The sequence below is a fragment of the Natrinema halophilum genome (genome assembly GCF_013402815.2).
Lineage (GTDB): Archaea > Halobacteriota > Halobacteria > Halobacteriales > Natrialbaceae > Natrinema > Natrinema halophilum.
Window position 1 is genome coordinate 3,644,443 of sequence record NZ_CP058601.1, and the last position, 18,169, is coordinate 3,662,611.

The window sequence follows — 18,169 nt, forward strand, 5'->3', positions numbered from 1 at the left end:
GTCACGATTCGAGGGGTGTTTCGTGGGATCGGAAGTCGGAGAGCGGACGACCGACGATCCACCGGCTCGATCCAGAACCGCTATCCGTCCAGGGCCACTGTCGGAAAGTCATGACGCTTAGGACGGAGGTCATATCGGACGTCGGCGGCCGGCGCTCGGTTCTGACCCTCGGGGCGTTGTACGCCACAACCGGGATGATCTGGCCGCTCGTGCAGATCGGCGGGCCGCGATCGCTCGAGGAGTGTCTCATTATTACCGTTCTGGTCGGCGGGTCGGGCGCCGTCCTCCTCTATGGCGGGTATCGCCTCCCCCAAACCGACATCCATCCCGAGTTCTTTCCGTCCATCGCCAGCTGGTGTTTCCGTGCTATTGGTGCGATAGTTGTCATCCTCCTCTTCATCATGCTCGTCGGCGAACTATCCGATCCGTCGGGCAATTTGCTCATCCTTTCTGCGCTCGCCGCAGTTGCCGGCTTCGGGGCCGGAAGCTACGATGCGCGCGCGAAGTCGCGGGCGTACGTTCTCGAACAGCGCAATCAGGAACTTCGACAGACGCAGGCGCAACTCGAAGAAACGGTCGCTCGACTCGAGGAATCCGAGCAGCGATATCGGACCCTCGCTGAGAACGTTCCGAACGGAGCGGTTGCGCTTCTGGACGACGACTTGCGACACACGCTCGTCGCTGGGCAGGGCTTCGAACAGGTCGACTACAGCCCCGCTGAGCTTCGAGGACAACGCGTTCAAGAGGTCTACCCAGCAGATATCGTCGAGCGGGTCGAACCACACTACCACACGACGCTCGAGGGCACGCCGACACAGTTCGAACTCGAGATGCAGGGACGGATATTCGAGTTCCGTACCCAACCGCTGACGGCCGAGGACGGCGACGTCTACGCCATTTTAGTGATGGGGCAGGATATCACCGGGCGGAAGAACCGCGAACGGGAACTCACGAAGCGGATAAGCCAACAACAGACCGTCTCCGATCTCGGACAGTTTGCGCTCGAAACGGACGATCTGGACGAACTCATGCACGAAGCGTCCCGCCAGGTGTCGGACGTCCTCGGGACGGAGTACTGCAAAGTACTCGATCTGAACGACCAGACGGACGAACTCCTCCTCCGTCAGGGCGTCGGGTGGGACGCCGGCATCGTCGGGACGGAAACGGTATCAGCCGTCGAAGCCGACTCTCAGGCCGCATACACGCTGGCGAACGATCATCCCGTCGTCGTCGAGGATCTCGAGACGGAAACGCGCTTCAGCGGCCCCGAACTGCTCCGTACTCACGACGTCCGCAGTGGTGTCAGTACCATTATCGGACCGTTCGACGAACCGTGGGGGATTTTGGGCACTCACGATACCGAACCACAGGCTTTCAGCGATGAGGACGTCACTTTCGTCCAGAGCGTCGCTAACATCCTCGCGGAGGCGATCGAGCGCGATCAATACCAACGCAAACTCGAACAATCGATTGCCGACCTGAAAGAAACCAACAAACGACTCGAACAGTTCGCCTACGCCGCGTCACACGATCTGCAGGAACCGCTCCGAATGGTCTCGAGTTATCTTCAGCTCATCGAACGGCGATACGGTGATGCCTTCGATGAGGATGGGCGGGAGTTTCTCGAGTTCGCCATCGACGGGGCAGACCGGATGCGAGGGATGATCGACGGATTGCTCGCGTATTCTCGAGTCGAAACGAATGGCGAGCCGTTGGAACCGGTCGATCTGAACGCCGTGTTCGACGGTGCGTGTCAGGACCTCAAGATGAAAATTTCACGGAGCAATGCAGACGTCACGAGTGAGTCGCTCCCTCGAGTCGAGGGCGATGTGAATCAGTTACGACAGGTCTTCCAGAACCTGTTGAGTAACGCGATACGATACAGCGGTGACGAACCTCCGTCGGTCCACGTTTCGGCCGAACGGAACGGTTCACGGCAGGTAATTTCGGTTCGAGACGAGGGAATCGGAATGGAGTCCGAAGCGGCAGCCAACGTATTCGACGTGTTCCATCGGCTTCACAGCCGTGACGAGTACGAGGGAAGCGGGGTTGGACTGGCCGTTTGCGAGCGAATCGTCGAACGACACGGCGGTGACATCTGGGTGGAGTCCGAACCCGGAACTGGCGCCACCTTCTCGATTACGTTGCCCGCAGTCGATACGCGCGATGGATGATCGACGACACGCTGGTGGTGCTTCCCTGCCGCTCGCGGAAAATAATTTGGCGACGTGATTCGAGTGGCTTGCGAGTACGACACCGAGAAGTCGACCGCGAATGGTCGGACGACATGGTGGTACCGCCAGCCCCTGCGCGATCGATCGTCGAGTTATTCTGACGACAGGACGTCGACACTTATTTGCCTTCGCTTAGTCGACGTCCCCCGTTTCGGTGGCGGACGAAACGGCTACAGCGTGTCGATGTCGTCCGGAAGGTCGTCGACGCCGTAGGCCTGTATCACCTGACGAATGTGGAAGTCCTTTTCCGATGGATCGTCGTTCTCCAATGCCTTCTCGAGATGCTCCTTACTCCCCTTACTTAACCCCGTCATCTGTAGCAATGATATGTGCTCCATCATTAAATAATGTACTATTTACTATAGATCTAGCCTTTGGAAATCCCAGGAGGAAATATCTAAAACCTCGTTTTTAGCATAGCTGGCACTCACAGCATCCGACTACACCGATCGGACGGACGTTCGACTGGGCGATAGCTCGGAATTGATAGGTTCCGGGCCCGCCTTCGAGAACGAGCCGAAACGCCCCATCGACATTCCACCGATGTGACACACTGTTGTACACGGCGTATCCATCCTCCGGAACGAACTGTCGAACCCCTTCCTCGACACCCGTCACCGGAATTTGGTGCCGTGCCTGGCCAGATTTTCACTCAAACAGGAGAAGAGCGCGATCATGGACGCGATGCGGACTGGGGTCGTCGGCGACGAAGTAAGCGAGCCAGTACTGGAGGAGGTCAACCTCAAACTGTCGCAGGTCGATCAGGGCCACAGCACCGTCAACGAAAGGGAAGAACAGTACGACGAGTTCTGGCGTCAGCGCGCTCACGAGTTCGGTCTTCAGTCCGCTTTTCTTTCCGAGCGAGAAAAGCCCCAGGACATCGATACGGCCGACGATGGCGCGACGAGGGAGTGAGAGCCGACTCGGCGGCATCGCGGTTGGCCCCACAGCGACGGAGAGTAATCCTTTTGCGGGACCCATGCGCACGTCCGAGTATGAGCAACGATTGGCCGGTCGATCCCGACGGCGAGGAGGGTAGCGAGGGGATGCGAAAGTTCGATATGCGAATCATCGCTGACAAGGTCGACGAGGAGGAGGACTTTCCGATGGACCGCGACGAGTTCGTCGACGAGTACGGCGACTATCCGATACGGATCAACTACAAGACGATCGTCCCGATGAGCGAGATCTTCGAGTACGTCGAACCCGAGGAGTTCGAAACGATGGTCGACATGCACAAGGCGGTCGGCGCGGCGATGCGCGCAGGCGTCTTCTGGGACTATCACCCGCAGGGTGAAGATCCCGAGAAGAAACACGCGTAAGCCGTTTTCCACGACTCGTTCCAGTACTCGGGAACCGAACGCGGACGGCGGCGTTCGGCGACGCTACTGCGCCGAGCCTCGAGACCGTCGACTCGGGAGAGACCTCGCTGACCGCACGGACGAAAGCCTTGCAACTGCGAGTTCGGACCACTACCCGAGCAGAACCATACCAGCAGCAATCGAACCGGTAGCGACCAGCTGATACGATTTTGGCTGTTAGCTTCCGACCTGCCCCTGAACGGCCCGACACTACGAGCCGTATCACGAATCTGGATTACGTATCACTTATACGACGGCGTTCGAAAGAATCGGACACAGTGACTAACACGCAGGTAACGCTCGTTCAGATCGACAACTACGGGCCGTGGACAGTGACGCCCGAGCCGCGACGAGAGGCGGACCTCCAGACCATGCAATCGCGGCTATATGCAGACATCTCCCAGTTCGTCGGCAACCGCGGTGGCTACACTTTTTTCACTCGTTTCGACAACATGATCGCCGTGACGAACGGCTGCTCGCTCGAGGATCACGCGCTTCTTCAGGAGTCGGTCGGCAACCGGTATCCCGTGACCCTCAGTCTGGGCGTCGCGACCGGAACGAACCCGGTACAGGCCCTGGCCGATGCGACCGAAACAATACAGGACGCCGGCAGCGCACAGGACAAGAACCGACGTGAGTGTCTGAAGGGTCGGGTCATCGAACCACCCCACCGATCCGAGGGGGACATCCAGATCGCACACTTCGACGTGATCAACGCGACCGGTAATTACACGGACGAACTCAACGCCTTCGATACGTTCATCGAGATCGAGCAGGGATACGCGGAACTCATGCGCCACATGCGCTACGCCCACGGCAGCCTCTCGTTTTTCGTGGGCGGGGACAACGTAATCGTCGTTTGTCCTGACCTCGGAAGGGACGAGTACGACGAAGCACTCTCCCACGTCGAAGAGGCCGTCGACGTCGAGATGCAGGTCGGCGTTGGCCGCGGAAAGAGCGCTCACGAAGCCGGCTACGCGGCGAAACACGCCCTCGAGACCTGCCGAACTGATGGAACCCGAGTCGAACTCGAGTGGGACACGGCCTGATCCCCGGAGTTGTTGAACTTCGCTGCCGTTTTTCTTAAGTGTAGCGGGGGTAGCTTTTAGCCCGTCCGTGCGATTCATTCACACATGGAATCGGAACTGTCCGTCAGAGACGTCTTGACGACCGACTACGTCGGCGTCAGCGAGTCGGATACCGTCCTCAGTGTCGTCCGACTTATGCGCGAGGAGCGGACGAGTTGCACGCTGGTCGTTCGCGGCACGGAACCGGTCGGTATCGTGACCGAGTGGGACGTCCTCGGTCTCGTAGCAGACGAGTTCGATCCCGCCGAGACGACCGTCGAGGCGGTGATGACGACGCCGGTAATCACGGTGGACCCCGACCGATCGCTCACCGACGTCGCCACGACGATGGCTCGCGAGAACATTCGGAACGTCGTCGTCGAGGACGACGATGGCATCACCGGCGTCGTGACCCAGCGGGACGTCATCGCCGCTGCGGGCTCGTTTCAGGCGACGATGAACCCTACTCGGTCGAGCGGGGCGTCGATCGATCGAGAGGGCGAACTCGCCGACCCTGCGCCCCCTCGAGCGACGTCTGAGGGCGACAACCGCCTGCTTCCCAACGGGGGCGACGAGTATACCACTCAGGGAGTCTGCGAAGCCTGTGGCTCGCTTGCGGATTCCCTGTGGGATTCTAACGGCCAACTCGTCTGTGCGGACTGCCGGACGGTCTAATCGAGAGCCGGTCCAAACGACGACACTGGTCGAACTCTTCGCAACCGGCCGTTATCAGACCGATAGAAAGACCTTTCGGGTGGCGCGGTGGATGGGTCGACAATGATCGAGACCCTCGACGATCTGGACGTCGAAGGGACTACCGTCGGTGTTCGCGTCGACGTCAATAGTCCGATCGACGACGATGGTACGCTTGCAGACGACGCTCGACTGCGTGCCCACGTCGACACCCTCTCGGAACTGCTCGAGCGTGGAGGTCGCGTCGCCGTCCTTGCCCACCAGGGCCGTCCCGGCGGGGACGACTTCGTTTCCCTCGAATCTCACGCCAATCGGCTTTCGACCCTGCTCGACCAGCCCGTCGAGTACGTCGATGCGACGTTCAGTAGTGCCGCTCGCAAGACTATCAGAACCCTATCGAACGGTGACTGCGTCGTCCTCGAGAACACCCGTTTTTACAGCGAGGAGTACATGGAGTTCGACCCCGAGCGAGCCGCCCAGACACACCTCGTCACGGGCCTCGAATCGGTCTTGGACGCCTACGTCAACGATGCCTTCGCCGCGTCCCACCGCTCGCAACCGTCTCTCGTCGGTCTCCCGACGGTCCTTCCCGGCTACGCTGGCCGAGTGATGGAGGCGGAACTGGACGTACTGGGTTCTATCGAGGAAACTCCCGACCCCCGGGTCTACGTAATCGGCGGCGCGAAAGTCTCCGATTCGATCGATGTCGCCTGGAGCGTCCTCGAAAAGGGGCTGGCCGATCACGTCATCACTGCAGGCGTCGTCGGCAACGTCTTTCTGATCGCCGACGGCGTCGATCTTGGCGACGCCAGTTCGGATTTCATCTACGACCAGGGCTACTGGGACGAAATAGACCGCGCCGCAGACCTGCTCGATGCCTACGGCGACCGAATCGCGCTCCCGCGAGACGTCGCCGTCGATCGAGACGGCGACCGCTACGAACTCGGCGTCAACGCTTTGCCACCCGGCGACGGCGAGTCAGCCATGGATATCGGCGATTCGACGTTAGAGTACTACCAACGCATTCTCGCCGACGCGGAAACGGTCATCCTCAACGGTCCCGCCGGCGTCTTCGAGGACGATCGCTTCCAGAAGGGAACCAGACGGCTGTACGATACCGCGACGGACAGTTCCACGAGCATCGTCGGCGGCGGCGATACCGCTTCCGCCCTGCGCAAACTCGGCGTCGAGGGGTTCTCTCACGTCAGCACCGGCGGCGGGGCTGCACTACGGATGCTCACCGCCGAACCGTTACCCGCCGTAACGGCACTCCAGAATGCCCCAGAACAACCCGCAGCCGACGATTGAACGCGCCTCGCAGGCGGACCTCGAGACGGTGACAGAGCTGTGGCTTCGGCTCGCCCGCGATCAACGTGCGTACGACTCGGCGGTTCGGCCCGATGCGAACCGCGAAACGATGCGCAACACACTCGCTGCCTACCGGGTCAACGACGGCCTGCTCGTCGCCCGCCTCCAGGGCGAAATCGTCGGTTTCGCGTCGGTATCTATCGAGCACGGCTCTCTCGAACTCGACGTCACCCGCGGATTGCTCTCGAACGTCTACGTCGATCCCGCCGTCCGCAACCAGGGAATCGGGACCGCGCTGCTCGAGGCTGCCGAGGATACGCTCGCCGAACAGGGGGCTGACGTCATGCTGCTCGAGGTAATGGCCGGCAACGAAGACGCACGGCGATTTTATCGCAGCCGGGGGTACGACGAGTTTCGGGTAACGATGACTCGGTCGCTCGGTGATCGAGACGAAAACGATACACACTCAAAGGAGGATGGCTAATCTCGGCTTGCGCCAGGGGAGCATGGGCGGTTCATGCACTCGACTTGTAATCGAGACTTCGTGGGTTCAAATCCCACCCCTGGCTTGGTCGCGCAAAGAGGCCGCATGCGCTCCGACGTACTGCCAACCGTTTCTGCCACGAGACAAAACGACGCACCTCCCAGTTTGGTAACTGTTTTAGAAACGCCGAACCGAACACCGTCGACACATGGCTGCAGCGCTCCGCCTACTGTTGGAAGCAGCTAATCTGTCCACTGCCGGAGAGCGCCCAGTAAATTGTGCCGCAATCGAACATTGATCATTCATCCAACATTACGGTAATATTTAGCCCTAGTTAGAAACGATGGTCGAGTATCCGGAAGGAATCAAGCCCGACACTTCTTCTGCAGAGATTCTGGAGCGATTCCCGAAAATCACATCGCACGAAAAGAAAATAATTACGAATGATTTCAATACGTTGTACAATGTGTCCGTTCCCCATGGTGGAGACAACCCGGCTGCCCGAGTACCACTTTTATGAACCGGAGTGGGATTTCTGAGATTAACTTGTAACCCAATTCGAATGGAATGTTCCAGACACATTCAATCAAGCAGCATACGCCTGCGACCGGTGGGCAGAAAGTGACGGATCGATGGTCGCTATGCATTCAATATCTGCTGATGGCGATGCAGAGGTATACACGTAGTGAACTACGCCGGCCTCAGTGGAATCTACGACCCGATACACTTGGATAAAGAACACTTGGCCGATTCGGAGTTTGGCGGCCGGCTACTGTACGGACAGCTCGTACACGTCGTGATGGAAGGCCTAAAAATTCAAACCGGAATTCTTGCGGACTCTGTCATAGCCTCGTACGGGATGGATTCGGTTCCGGTTGTAAATCCGGTACTGATTGGCGACACAATCCACAACGAAATACAGGTCATTAATTTGGGTCGTCGCGACGCTGATAGCGGATCCCCGTCCGAGAAGAAAAGGGGGGTAACCAACAGTCAGAAACTGTCTGCGTTGCCAAGACGAGAACGCTAATCGAGTCGCGTAAATAGCCGGATAGAACGGGTAGTCTCCGACAGATCGAATCGAGCCGACGTCAAGATCGTAACCCACTAGTCGTATATTTATAGCAGTCGTGAGAAGATTGCTGTTCGCTAGTCACATTGCGACGAATCCTAACCCCATATTTTCACATTCCAAGTTCGAATCCCGATCGCGGTGTTTGAATTCTGCAAATTCGTCTGTGACCCGTCGCTGCGGGGAGAATTTATTATACGGACTCCTACGAGCATCCCGGATATCTGTGCGTCTACCAGTTGCAGGGTACGCCTCCGAGCAAGCACCAAACAAAGTAGTAAAACAGGATATATTACGGCATTAAACTATCCTATCCGCTTATTCTGAGGAAAAAGGTCTACTTTCATCTGCCGTTTTCAGGCACTGATCCGAGACCGCCTCTCAGTCCGATCTGGGGCGGCCGTTACGAACCGTTTCCGGCGTCGTCAGCCATTGTAGCTCTCGCAGATTCTGAGCTTTGCATTCTCGCCGAGTTCTTCGATTTTGACGTCACGTTTTCCATACTGGAACTCGAACGCATCGTAGATCGGTTTTGCCGAATCGTTGACGTACCCTTCCACGATCGCCGTATCCTCCCGATAGTTCCGTTCGATGCTGTCGTTCCCTTCCAGGTTCTTACCGATGACTCGAGCATCGGGGATCACGAGGCGATACTTGGCGCGACCACCGTCGGCCTCGATACGTGCGGATCGTTTGTGCGCATGTATCGCAGCGGCGCTGGACGTTGCGAGGGCGCCGCCAGTAACGACTGCGGCGGCGGCTGCGCCTTTTTTCAGAATCGATCGTCGATCAACCGGTAGTCTACTATCTTCCGACATGCAAGATACTCCGTTCATATTATGCTATAAGAGATTAGTCCTAATACATGTTTTACTAATAGATATTGCTAGAAGATATTCAAAAAAATAATTACCAACAGGGTGGTAAAACGGGCGCGGGCCAAACGAAAATAGGAATCCGGGAACTGCCCGAGGGAGACGATACTGTCCGAAGCGGTGGCGCTACCGACAAAAAGGGTCGATCTGCACGCGGTGATCGCTCGGGTCCGACTATCGTCTCGAGCGGTGCCAGTCGCGTCTCGAGCGGTGCCTGGCTCTCAATATACGCGGTTCGCTGATTTCTCTTTTCCTCTCGAGGATTTCGGTAAATATCCCGTGGCGGCTTTGCCGGCTTCGATAGCCGCTCCGAACGGTCTCCCCGAGCGATTACTGCGGGCGCTGTGGAAGCCGGATTTCGGACCGGGAGGGAACGACCGTCACGCCGTCGGATCGGTTGGATTCTTCGAAGAGGATACTCTCGACGCTGATGCGTACCGACAGCGTGTCGCCGGCAGCGAGGAATCGCTGGAGGGCGGGGAAGTCGAACTGGGCGCGTTGGCGACCAGAACCGTCGATGCGATAGGCCTCGGTCACGGGTTTGCCGATGTGGTCCAGATCGGAACCGTTGTGCCTGATTTCGAAGAACAGTCGGGCTTCGGAGCCCGCGACGTCGAAGGTGAGGTCGAACTGCGGCGTCCCGATGATCTCGATGTCCCGGTCGACACGCCACACGTACGTCACCTCAGAGTCGTGGAACCAGCTCTGCTGTTCGATGTGCGGTTGGTCGCTCTCGTAAGCGTCTCCCAGGTTGTACGTGGTCATCGAGACGTCGTCGGGCAGGAACTGCGATCCGGTTCGCCACTCGTCGCGCTGCTTGAGGTACATCGATACCGTCGGAATCTCGCTTTCCGCCCCCCGGAGATGCTCGTCCATCCAGCGGACGGCGAGGTCGTTCATGTATTTGCGCTCGTGAAGCGGGACGAAGATCTCCTCGATCGCGTGGCCACCTTCGTAGAACGCGATAGCCGAATCGATACCCCGAGCCTGGAGGTCGTAGAACCACCTGAGGCCTTCGTTGGGATTGAACAGCGTATCGTCCCAGCCCTGGATCAGGAACGTCGGTGTGTCGAATTCCTCGAGGTTGTACGCGAGCGATCGTTGCTCGAACCCCGCCTCGGGGTCTGGGGGTAGTCCGTTGCTCCCGATGATATCCCCGTACCACTCGTACATTCTGTCTGACAGACGAGTATCCGGGTCGAAGTCGAACGTCGATGCGGCACCGACCACGAGCAAGATGGTGAGCCAGCTATTCTTGACGACGCCGTTCGGTACGAACGAGTAAGTGAGGTCGTACCACCCCATCCGGGGCACGATGGCGTTGACCCGATCGTCCGCCAGAGCGACGAAGGGCTGTAGTCCCCCGGCGTACGAGATGCCGTCCATCCCCAGTTTGGGATCGTTCGGTCCCTCCAGTTCGACTTCCGAACGCCCTGCGAGCCAATCGATGAGATAGATCGCGTCTTTGACCTCGTTCTCGCCGTTTATGGTCGAAATACCATCGGAACCGGACATGCCGCGCGAATCGTACGTCAATACGACGTAGCCACTTTTCGCGTACCGAACGGCTTTCGCTACCGTCAGCGGCGAATTCCGACTTTGTCCCCAGCCGTGGGTCATCATAATCGCTGGATTCGGCCCGTCCGCATCGGGCGTGTACAGCGTCGTCGCGAGGTCGGTTCCGTCGAACGAGGAGATGGTTCGGTGACTCTTCGAAAAACCACCGTGCGAACTCCAGCCAGCCGCCGTTCCCGATCCGAAGGCGAGCAGCGTCGCAGTCCCGCCCGTTGCCTGCAGGAACTGGCGTCTATCGACCCTGCTTGAACGGACCCGTCCGGTGTTGACATCGGCCGCAGTCGTCGCCTCCCTCTCTATCCTCGCTTCAATCCGTTCGTTCGACGTTTCGTTTTCACTGTCATGCTTTGACACCTCATTATTGTGGTATGAAACCATGGTACATGCTACCTCCTGCGCACAAATTACCGGGAGCAATAAGTGATTTTTGCAATTGATGGATGGTAGATTAAGTACTCAGTGATGCGCATCAATCGGTTACGATGGGTACGAGTTTGTCGTCGAACGGGAGGACGGTCGCGAGCGATTGATCTCACTGTCACGCCGCTCTCGACGCCAATTGTGAGTCCGCGTCCGGTGTTGCATTCGCTCCTCAATCAGTGCTCGGCCGGATGGTCTGGGGCAGGACGTGGTCTGGCGCTCGGACACGTCTGAGCGGGAGAGCAGGGAGGGTGAACCTTCGTGGCGCGAGACGGCACAATGCTAATGTCGGTCGTTCGTGACCATAGAATGAGTGGCTCGCTTACGACGCTTCACACCCGATATCGGTGGCAGATTTCCCCTCCTTGCTCTCGGTGGGCTGTACATCGCGCTCGCACTCGGCCTCGCATTCCACGAGGTTACAGCGGGTTCGACGGCCTTCAACGAAGCGATCACGTTCGTACTGATCGCCGTCCCGGGAGTGGTCCTCCTCGTCGGGGGGCATCGGTTGCCGCGTACCGACATCCGACCCGTTTTCTACTCTACTATCACGAAGTGGAGTTTCGGCGGTCTGGGGGCCATGGCTGGTGTTCTCGCGTTCTACAGCCTTCAGCCTGGCGAAGCCGTCGACGATCTAACGGCGATCCTCATTTTGACCTCCCTTGCCAGCGTTGCGGGCTTCGCCGCTGGCACCTACGATGCGCAAGCCAGGACGCGCGAACGCGAACTCGAGGAAACGCTCGAGCAAGTTCGCGCGTCGAACGAGCGCTTGGAGCAATTTGCGTACGCGGCATCCCACGATTTACAGGAACCGTTGCGAATGGTGACGAGCTACCTCCAGTTGCTCGAAGAGCGATACGGCGAAAAACTGGACAAAGATGCCGGGGAATTCATCGAGTATGCGGTTGAAGGTGCCGAACGTATGCGCACCATGATCGACGATCTTCTCGAATATTCCCGCGTTGAAACGCAAGGTGATCCGTTCGAATCGGTTCATCTCGAGGACGTTCTGGCCGATGTTCGCGAGGACCTTCAGGTTCGGATCGACGAGTACGACGCCGAGATTACGGCGGAGTCGCTGCCCCGCGTACAGGGTGACGTAAGCCAACTTCGGCAGGTGTTTCAGAACTTGCTGGTGAACGCGATGGAGTATAGCGGTGACGAACCGCCGCGGATCCACGTCAGTGCGAAACGGAACGGGATGGACTGGAACATCTCGGTTCACGACGAGGGGATCGGCATCGATCCCGAGGATCAGGAGCGTATCTTCGACGTATTTCAGCGGCTTCACAGCCGAGAGGAACATCCGGGAACGGGTATCGGGCTGGCGCTGTGCAAACGGATCGTCGAACGCCACGGTGGCGATATTCGGGTCGACGACGGGCCAAACGGCGGAACGACGTTTTCGTTTACGCTTCCGGCGGTCGATGCTCCGGCATTCGGAAGCGATTCGAAAACGACCCTGCCGAACGTATCAGAATAACCACCACTCTGGTGGCGACGTGGGCTACTGTCCTATCGTTCCCTCAAACGAGGGGTCAAATCATGTGTCTAGAGGTCGTGTATTTTATAGAATCCTTGTTCAGTTTGAGTAGGTTTATCCATCCTGCCTTCTCGTTTGTGACTGCCCGTGGGGCTGATCTCGAAACCACTCCACCACCTACCGCCCCGCGGGCGACGACTGCCGTCTTGACTTCGGGCGATTCGAGGTCAGACGGCGGTTCTCGTCCGTCTCTACTTGAACCAATCTCCCGACGATCGAATCGCTATTCCGAGATGTTCGGTTTCCTCGAGATTCGGCGATCGAGAGCGGCCGATAGGTTCGTCCAGCAGAGAGTCGACGAAGCGTTTTTCGACCATCGTAGCGAGACGCTCTGTCGTTTCATCGGTGCCACCGCATCGACGCGGTCGAAACGCCGGCCGGAGGCCGACGTTGGATGAGATCCCTGATCGGTGACGAGGGGCGGGGCCGTACGATCGGAACCCCAAACCGGGCAACGACCAGCACTCTGCCCCCCGCAATCTCTTCGAGGGAGCATGTTCGTATAGTGCTATTGGCCATACATATTGGCCTGATAGTTTCGCCAGCCTGTTCGCGACGCGGCGCCCGCCGATTCACGATGGTGGACCGTTCACTTCCATTCTCCGCCGCTTGAGGGTGAACCGCCCCTTTCAGCTAACAGCAAACTTATGCCGCTCTGCTCGAGACACCGAAGCGATATATCTAGAACTGACGATGAGTAAGCGAAACACCTCCTTCATTACGGATAGCTCACCGACGGATGTCATCGACCGGATCTCGCAGGCGATCACGCGTCGGTTTGCAGTGGATACGCGAGCGCTCGCTGCATTTCGAATTGCGCTCGGACTCTTGCTTATCGCTGACCTCGCAGCCCGATCACGGAACCTCGGGGCGTTCTATACGGATTCGGGTGTTCTCCCGCGAACGGCGTTGTATTCGGACTATTCGACCGTTTACTCGCTTCACGCCGTCTCCGGGGAGGCGTGGGCGATCAGCCTCCTCTTCGTCGTCGCAGCCGCGTTCGCCGTAGCTGTGATCGTCGGCTATCGAACGAGGGTCGCGATAGTTTGCTCGTGGCTGTTACTGCTCTCACTACACGTTCGCAATCCGATGGTCCTCAACGGTGGCGACGTACTGTTACGGATGCTGGTCTTCTGGGCGATGTTTCTCCCCCTAGACGAGCGATGGGCGGTCGACGCTTCTCCAGCGGATTCCGATCGGGCAACTGTCTCGAACGTGGCGACGATGGCGCTGTTGCTCCAAGTCGTCGTCATGTACGTCGCAAACGCCATCCACAAGACGGACGGTGAGATGTGGCTGAACGGAGAGGCGGTCGTCTACGTCTTTAGTCTCGACTATCAGTTCACGATTCTGCTTGGTAACGTGCTAGCCGAGTACCACGACCTGCTGCGGCTTATGACGTACCTGTGGGTCGCACTGGTCATTTGTGCGCCATTGTTGCTCATTTTGACTGGGCTCCCGCGAGCGCTGCTCGCGTCGGGGTTCGTCGGTATGCACGTCGGGATGCTCGCAACGATGCGAATCGGGCTCTTCCCGCTGATCGTCGTGGCCGCATTCATCCCGTTTTATCCGCCGACAGTCTGGAACTGGATTTCGGCACTCGCGTCCCGTATCGGTCTCGCGCAACCGCTACACCGCTGGTTGAGACGACTCGACGCCGTCGTTCCTGACCGTCCCGCGGCTGGCCGTGGTGGAATCGCCCTTCCTGGTCCACGAAACCTCCTCTCGGCCGGCCTCGAACACGGACGCGCGGTGTTCTCGACAGCTTTACCCGCGCTGTTTCTCGTCCTCATCGTCCTCTCGAACGCTCAGGCGGTCGGATACACGCAGGTTCCTGACCCGGGCGAATCGGTCCTCGATGCGACCGAGACGGACCAGAGCTGGCGTATGTTCGCACCGGAACCGCTCCAGACGGACGGCTGGTACGTCGTCCCGGGCGAACTCGAAAACGGGACGGAGGTCGATGCCATGTACGAATCCGAGGTGAGCTGGGAGCCACCGCCGGACGGGAATGCGGTGTACCCCAGTGCCCGCTGGAGGAAGTACCTCTCGAACGTCTGGGGAGCAGACAATACGAATCACCGGTCCTACCTCGGGAATTACCTCTGCGATCGTTGGAATCGCAACCACGGGACGAACCTCGAGGAAATTCAAATATACTACGTGGCACAGCCCTCACAGCCGTATAACGAGACCGAACCGACGAACGAGATCATGATCAAGCAGTACAACTGCAGCGGCGATCTAGTTCAATAACTCGGTGCCCTGCGGGCGCTGTCTACTGAATCGGGACACCAACTCGCAGCAGGGGCACCGATCACTGGGTCTCGTTACTCCGTTGATCTGTTTGCGATCCGGGCCTCACCCGTCACGGCATCGACGTGGACGTGGACGGGCCCGGCGTCGGTGTCGAGCGGGACGATCCACGAGGCGCTGGTCCGGTGTGGTTCCTCCAGGACAGTGATATCGTCGTACCCGTCCTGTTCTGCGGTGATGCGAGCGATCCGTGCGGCTTCGTCGGTGTCTTCGATCCTGACCTCGTCTGTCAGTCGGACGGTCACGACGGGTACGTGAGCCATTCGGACGACTCGCTCGGTGACGCTGCCAACGAGCACCCGGTCGAGTCCGGTACGGCCTTGCGTTCCCATGACGATCATGTCGATTCCGTTATCGTCGGCGTACTCGAGGATCTGTTCGTGTGGAACCCCCTGTTCGATCGCCGTTACGACGTCGATGCCCTCTCGCGTCCCTTCAGCTTCGATACGCTCGACCGCACGATGGGCGGCCGGGATCGCTTCGTCCGTTTGGAGCGTCCCGAGAGGTCCTTCGGGAACGACGGAAAGTGCGTGGATCGTTGCATCGAAGCGATCCGCGATCGTCACCCCGTGGTTGATCGATCGGCGGGTGCCGTCGCTCCCATCCGTCGGAATGAGGACGTCCTGATACATGTCACGCCGAGGTTAGGTGCGAGATGGTAAATATCCTCGACTCACGTTCTAAAACATACTAATTATGAACTATCAATCAAAATAATATGAAATACGCGATGGCTTATCGGTGGAAAGGAATTTCGGCATATTACCTGAACGGTGTAAATCTTTTTTACGATACAAGGAAACGCATCACATGGATAATGGCAAACCTTGTCACTAACGTCGCGGATGCCGTCGAGGAGTACGGCGATAACACCGCGATCGGCTTTAAGGGGTCCGAGATCAGTTACGAAGAGTTCTGGGGGCAGACGGGAGCGTTCGCGGCAGCGCTCGAGGAACGCGGCCTTGGTGAGGGCGACCGGGTTGCACTTTATTTGCCGAACCTCCCGCAGTTCGTGATCGCCTTCCACGGGACGCTTCGCGCCGGTGGGGTCGTCGTCCCGATGAATCCACAGTACAAATCCCGGGAGATTTCCCATCTGCTCGCGGACAGCGAGGCCGAAGTGGTCGTCGCACTGTCCGACCTCATCCCGTTCGTCACCGAGGTACGGGACGACACGAACGTCGAACACGTCGTCAGCGTGGGTGGCGATGCCGAGGGTGCGACCGCGTTCGAAGCGTTTCTCGAGCCGGCGGATCCCGGAATCGAGGACCGCGCCGATGACGACGTCGCAGTCCAGCCGTACACGTCGGGGACGACCGGTCAGCCGAAGGGCGTCCAGCTAACCCACGAGAACCTCGGTTCGAACGCAAATTCCGCCTCGAAGCTCATTCCGGACGGAATTCGTTCGGACGACAAAACGCTGGGCGTACTGCCGCTGTTCCATATCTACGGGATGACGGTCGTCATGAACGCATCACTGTTCCACGGGGCTGCGTACTACCCGATGCCCTCGTGGGAGGTACAGGACGCCGTCTCGCTCATCGAGGACGAGCAGTTAACGATCATGCACGGCGTGCCGGCGATGTACAATGACGTCATCAACCAGCCGAACGCCGAGGAGTTCGACATGTCGTCGCTGCGCTTGTGCGGCGTCGGCGGTTCCGGGATCCCAGTGGAGGTCCTGCGCCAGTTCGAAGAGCTGTACGAACCGAAGATCTACGAGGGGTACGGTCTGACCGAAACCAGTCCGATCACTCACTTCAACAGCCCGATTGAGGGCCGGCGCGTCGGCAGCGTGGGCAAGACTGTCCCCGGCGTCGATTCGAAAGTCGTCGACGAGGATTTCGAGGAGGTACCCCCGGTCGAGAAAGGACCGATCGACGAAGAGAACGCTGACCTTCGCGAAATCACCGGCGAGATCGTCGTCGCTGGCCCGAACGTGATGAAAGGCTACTACGGCCTGCCGGAGGCTAACGAGGAAGCCTTCACCGAAGCGGGTGGCAGACGCTGGTTCCACACCGGTGATATCGGCTACCAGGACGAGGACGGCTTCTTCTACGTCGTCGACCGCGAAAAGCACATGATCGTCACCGGCGGCTACAACGTGTACCCGCGCGAGGTCGAAGAACTGCTCTTCGAACACGAAGACGTTGCAGACGCTGCTGTCGCAGGGATTCCGGACGAGCGCCGCGGCGAGACCGTCAAAGCCTACATCGTTCGCACGCCCGACGGTGACGTCACGGAAGAGGAGATCAAGGAGTACTGCCTGACCAACCTCGCTGAATACAAGCATCCGCGTGAGGTCGAGTTCGTCGAGGAACTACCGCGAACGACGACCGGAAAGGTCCAAAAATTCAAGCTTCGCGAACGAGAGGGAGACAACTGATGACTCTCGGCGACGCAGTCCTCCTCGAAATCGAGGACAACGGCCTCGCGACCATCACGCTGAATCAGCCAGACCGGCGCAACGCTCTCTCCGAAGAGCTTAGCACCGGTCTCTCGGAAGCACTCGACGAGATCGAAGGGAGCGACGCCCGCTGTGTCCTCCTCGAAGGCTCCGGCGGCTCGTTCTCCGCCGGCGGTGACATCGAGCGGATGACCGAGCGGATCGAAAGCGACGTTCCCGCTGACGACCGCGTGCGCGAACTCGAGCGCTCGACGAACGAATTCCTGCGGCGGCTGATCGACTTTCCGGTTCCGACGGTCGCGCTGGTAGACGGGCCGGCCGTCGGTGCTGGCGCGAACCTCGCGCTTGCCTGTGACATCCAACTCGCGACCGAGGACGCCGTCTTCGGATTCGTCTTCCGTCAGGTCGGTCTGAGCGTGGATGCGGGCACTTCCTACCTGCTTCCCCGGATCGTGGGCGAAAACGTCGCGAAGGAACTCGTCCTGACGGGCGACATTATCGGGGCAGAACACGCAAATGAAATCGGCTTAGTCAATCACGTCTACGGGAGCGACGACGTCGACGAACGAGTCGACGAATTCGTCGAGAAGATCGTCTCCGGGCCGCCGATTGCGCTCCGCCACGCCAACCGACTCCTCGGCGAGGGTCTCGAGAAATCGCTCGATCAGGCCCTGACCGACGAAGCGGTCGCACAGGGGATCGTCTTCGAAACTGAGGATCACGAGGAAGGGGTACGCGCCTTCTTGGAGGATCGCGATCCGGAGTTCGAAGGTCGATAGATCGCGTTATTCCCTTCTGTCTCCTGCTACAGTAT

The 18,169-nt window shown here is 58.9% G+C and carries 16 protein-coding genes and 1 tRNA gene; 13 read left to right on the forward strand and 4 right to left on the reverse strand.

What is annotated here, in order from left to right:
* Positions 1-110: 110 nt before the first annotated feature.
* Entirely contained in the window at positions 111-2,174 is a 2,064-nt protein-coding gene (locus tag HYG82_RS38320) for an ATP-binding protein (protein ID WP_179263036.1), read from the forward strand.
* A 230-nt stretch (positions 2,175-2,404) separates the two neighbouring features.
* On the opposite strand, the gene HYG82_RS38325 is transcribed toward HYG82_RS38320, so the two are convergent.
* Entirely contained in the window at positions 2,405-2,548 is a 144-nt protein-coding gene (locus HYG82_RS38325; RefSeq protein WP_179263038.1) for a hypothetical protein, read from the reverse strand.
* A 361-nt stretch (positions 2,549-2,909) separates the two neighbouring features.
* Between HYG82_RS38325 and HYG82_RS38330 the strand changes: the two genes are divergently transcribed.
* The 8 genes from HYG82_RS38330 to HYG82_RS44700 all read left to right on the forward strand — a co-directional run bounded on the left by HYG82_RS38330 (position 2,910) and on the right by HYG82_RS44700 (position 8,177).
* Positions 2,910-3,149: a hypothetical protein gene (locus tag HYG82_RS38330; protein WP_179263040.1), complete on the forward strand. Its 240-nt coding sequence runs from the start codon at positions 2,910-2,912 to the stop codon at positions 3,147-3,149.
* An 80-nt stretch (positions 3,150-3,229) separates the two neighbouring features.
* A complete protein-coding gene (locus HYG82_RS38335) occupies positions 3,230-3,556 on the forward strand; it encodes a DUF5785 family protein (protein ID WP_179263042.1) in 327 nt (108 codons plus the stop codon).
* A 317-nt stretch (positions 3,557-3,873) separates the two neighbouring features.
* A complete protein-coding gene (locus tag HYG82_RS38340) occupies positions 3,874-4,644 on the forward strand; it encodes a GTP cyclohydrolase III (protein ID WP_179263044.1) in 771 nt (256 codons plus the stop codon).
* Positions 4,645-4,728: 84 nt separating this feature from the next.
* Positions 4,729-5,337: a CBS domain-containing protein gene (locus HYG82_RS38345; RefSeq protein WP_179263046.1), complete on the forward strand. Its 609-nt coding sequence runs from the start codon at positions 4,729-4,731 to the stop codon at positions 5,335-5,337.
* A gap of 102 nt (positions 5,338-5,439) precedes the next feature.
* On the forward strand, positions 5,440-6,663 hold the full coding sequence (locus HYG82_RS38350; RefSeq protein WP_179263048.1) for a phosphoglycerate kinase: 1,224 nt from the start codon (positions 5,440-5,442) through the stop codon (positions 6,661-6,663).
* Positions 6,632-7,147 (forward strand): GNAT family N-acetyltransferase, encoded by a 516-nt coding sequence (locus tag HYG82_RS38355; protein WP_179263050.1) that lies wholly within the window; start codon positions 6,632-6,634, stop codon positions 7,145-7,147. The genes HYG82_RS38350 and HYG82_RS38355 overlap by 32 nt, the downstream gene beginning before the upstream one ends.
* Before the next feature lie 11 nt (positions 7,148-7,158).
* Positions 7,159-7,232 (forward strand) — tRNA-Thr (locus HYG82_RS38360).
* Positions 7,233-7,832: 600 nt separating this feature from the next.
* On the forward strand, positions 7,833-8,177 hold the full coding sequence (locus HYG82_RS44700; protein WP_179263052.1) for a MaoC/PaaZ C-terminal domain-containing protein: 345 nt from the start codon (positions 7,833-7,835) through the stop codon (positions 8,175-8,177).
* A gap of 467 nt (positions 8,178-8,644) precedes the next feature.
* On the opposite strand, the gene HYG82_RS38365 is transcribed toward HYG82_RS44700, so the two are convergent.
* Both HYG82_RS38365 and HYG82_RS38370 read right to left on the reverse strand, forming a co-directional pair.
* Complete coding sequence (locus tag HYG82_RS38365; protein ID WP_179263054.1) at positions 8,645-9,037, reverse strand: hypothetical protein; 393 nt, start codon at positions 9,035-9,037, stop codon at positions 8,645-8,647.
* Between the two features lie 387 nt (positions 9,038-9,424).
* Positions 9,425-11,047, reverse strand: a complete 1,623-nt coding sequence (locus HYG82_RS38370; RefSeq protein ID WP_179263056.1) for an alpha/beta hydrolase family protein — start codon at positions 11,045-11,047, stop codon at positions 9,425-9,427.
* Positions 11,048-11,402: 355 nt separating this feature from the next.
* Here HYG82_RS38370 and HYG82_RS38375 point away from each other — a divergent pair, with 355 nt between their 5' ends.
* Together HYG82_RS38375 and HYG82_RS38380 are read left to right on the forward strand one after the other, a co-directional pair.
* Entirely contained in the window at positions 11,403-12,572 is a 1,170-nt protein-coding gene (locus HYG82_RS38375) for an ATP-binding protein (protein ID WP_179263058.1), read from the forward strand.
* Positions 12,573-13,325: 753 nt separating this feature from the next.
* Positions 13,326-14,888 (forward strand): HTTM domain-containing protein, encoded by a 1,563-nt coding sequence (locus HYG82_RS38380; protein WP_179263060.1) that lies wholly within the window; start codon positions 13,326-13,328, stop codon positions 14,886-14,888.
* Positions 14,889-14,962: 74 nt separating this feature from the next.
* Here HYG82_RS38380 and HYG82_RS38385 read toward each other — a convergent pair whose 3' ends face one another.
* Positions 14,963-15,580: a universal stress protein gene (locus HYG82_RS38385; RefSeq protein ID WP_179263062.1), complete on the reverse strand. Its 618-nt coding sequence runs from the start codon at positions 15,578-15,580 to the stop codon at positions 14,963-14,965.
* 185 nt (positions 15,581-15,765) lie between these two features.
* On the opposite strand from HYG82_RS38385, the gene HYG82_RS38390 reads away from it, so the two are divergent.
* A complete protein-coding gene (locus HYG82_RS38390) occupies positions 15,766-17,334 on the forward strand; it encodes a long-chain-fatty-acid--CoA ligase (protein ID WP_179263064.1) in 1,569 nt (522 codons plus the stop codon).
* Complete coding sequence (locus tag HYG82_RS38395; RefSeq protein WP_179263066.1) at positions 17,334-18,134, forward strand: enoyl-CoA hydratase-related protein; 801 nt, start codon at positions 17,334-17,336, stop codon at positions 18,132-18,134. The genes HYG82_RS38390 and HYG82_RS38395 overlap by 1 nt, the downstream gene beginning before the upstream one ends.
* The last annotated feature ends 35 nt before the right edge of the window (positions 18,135-18,169 follow it).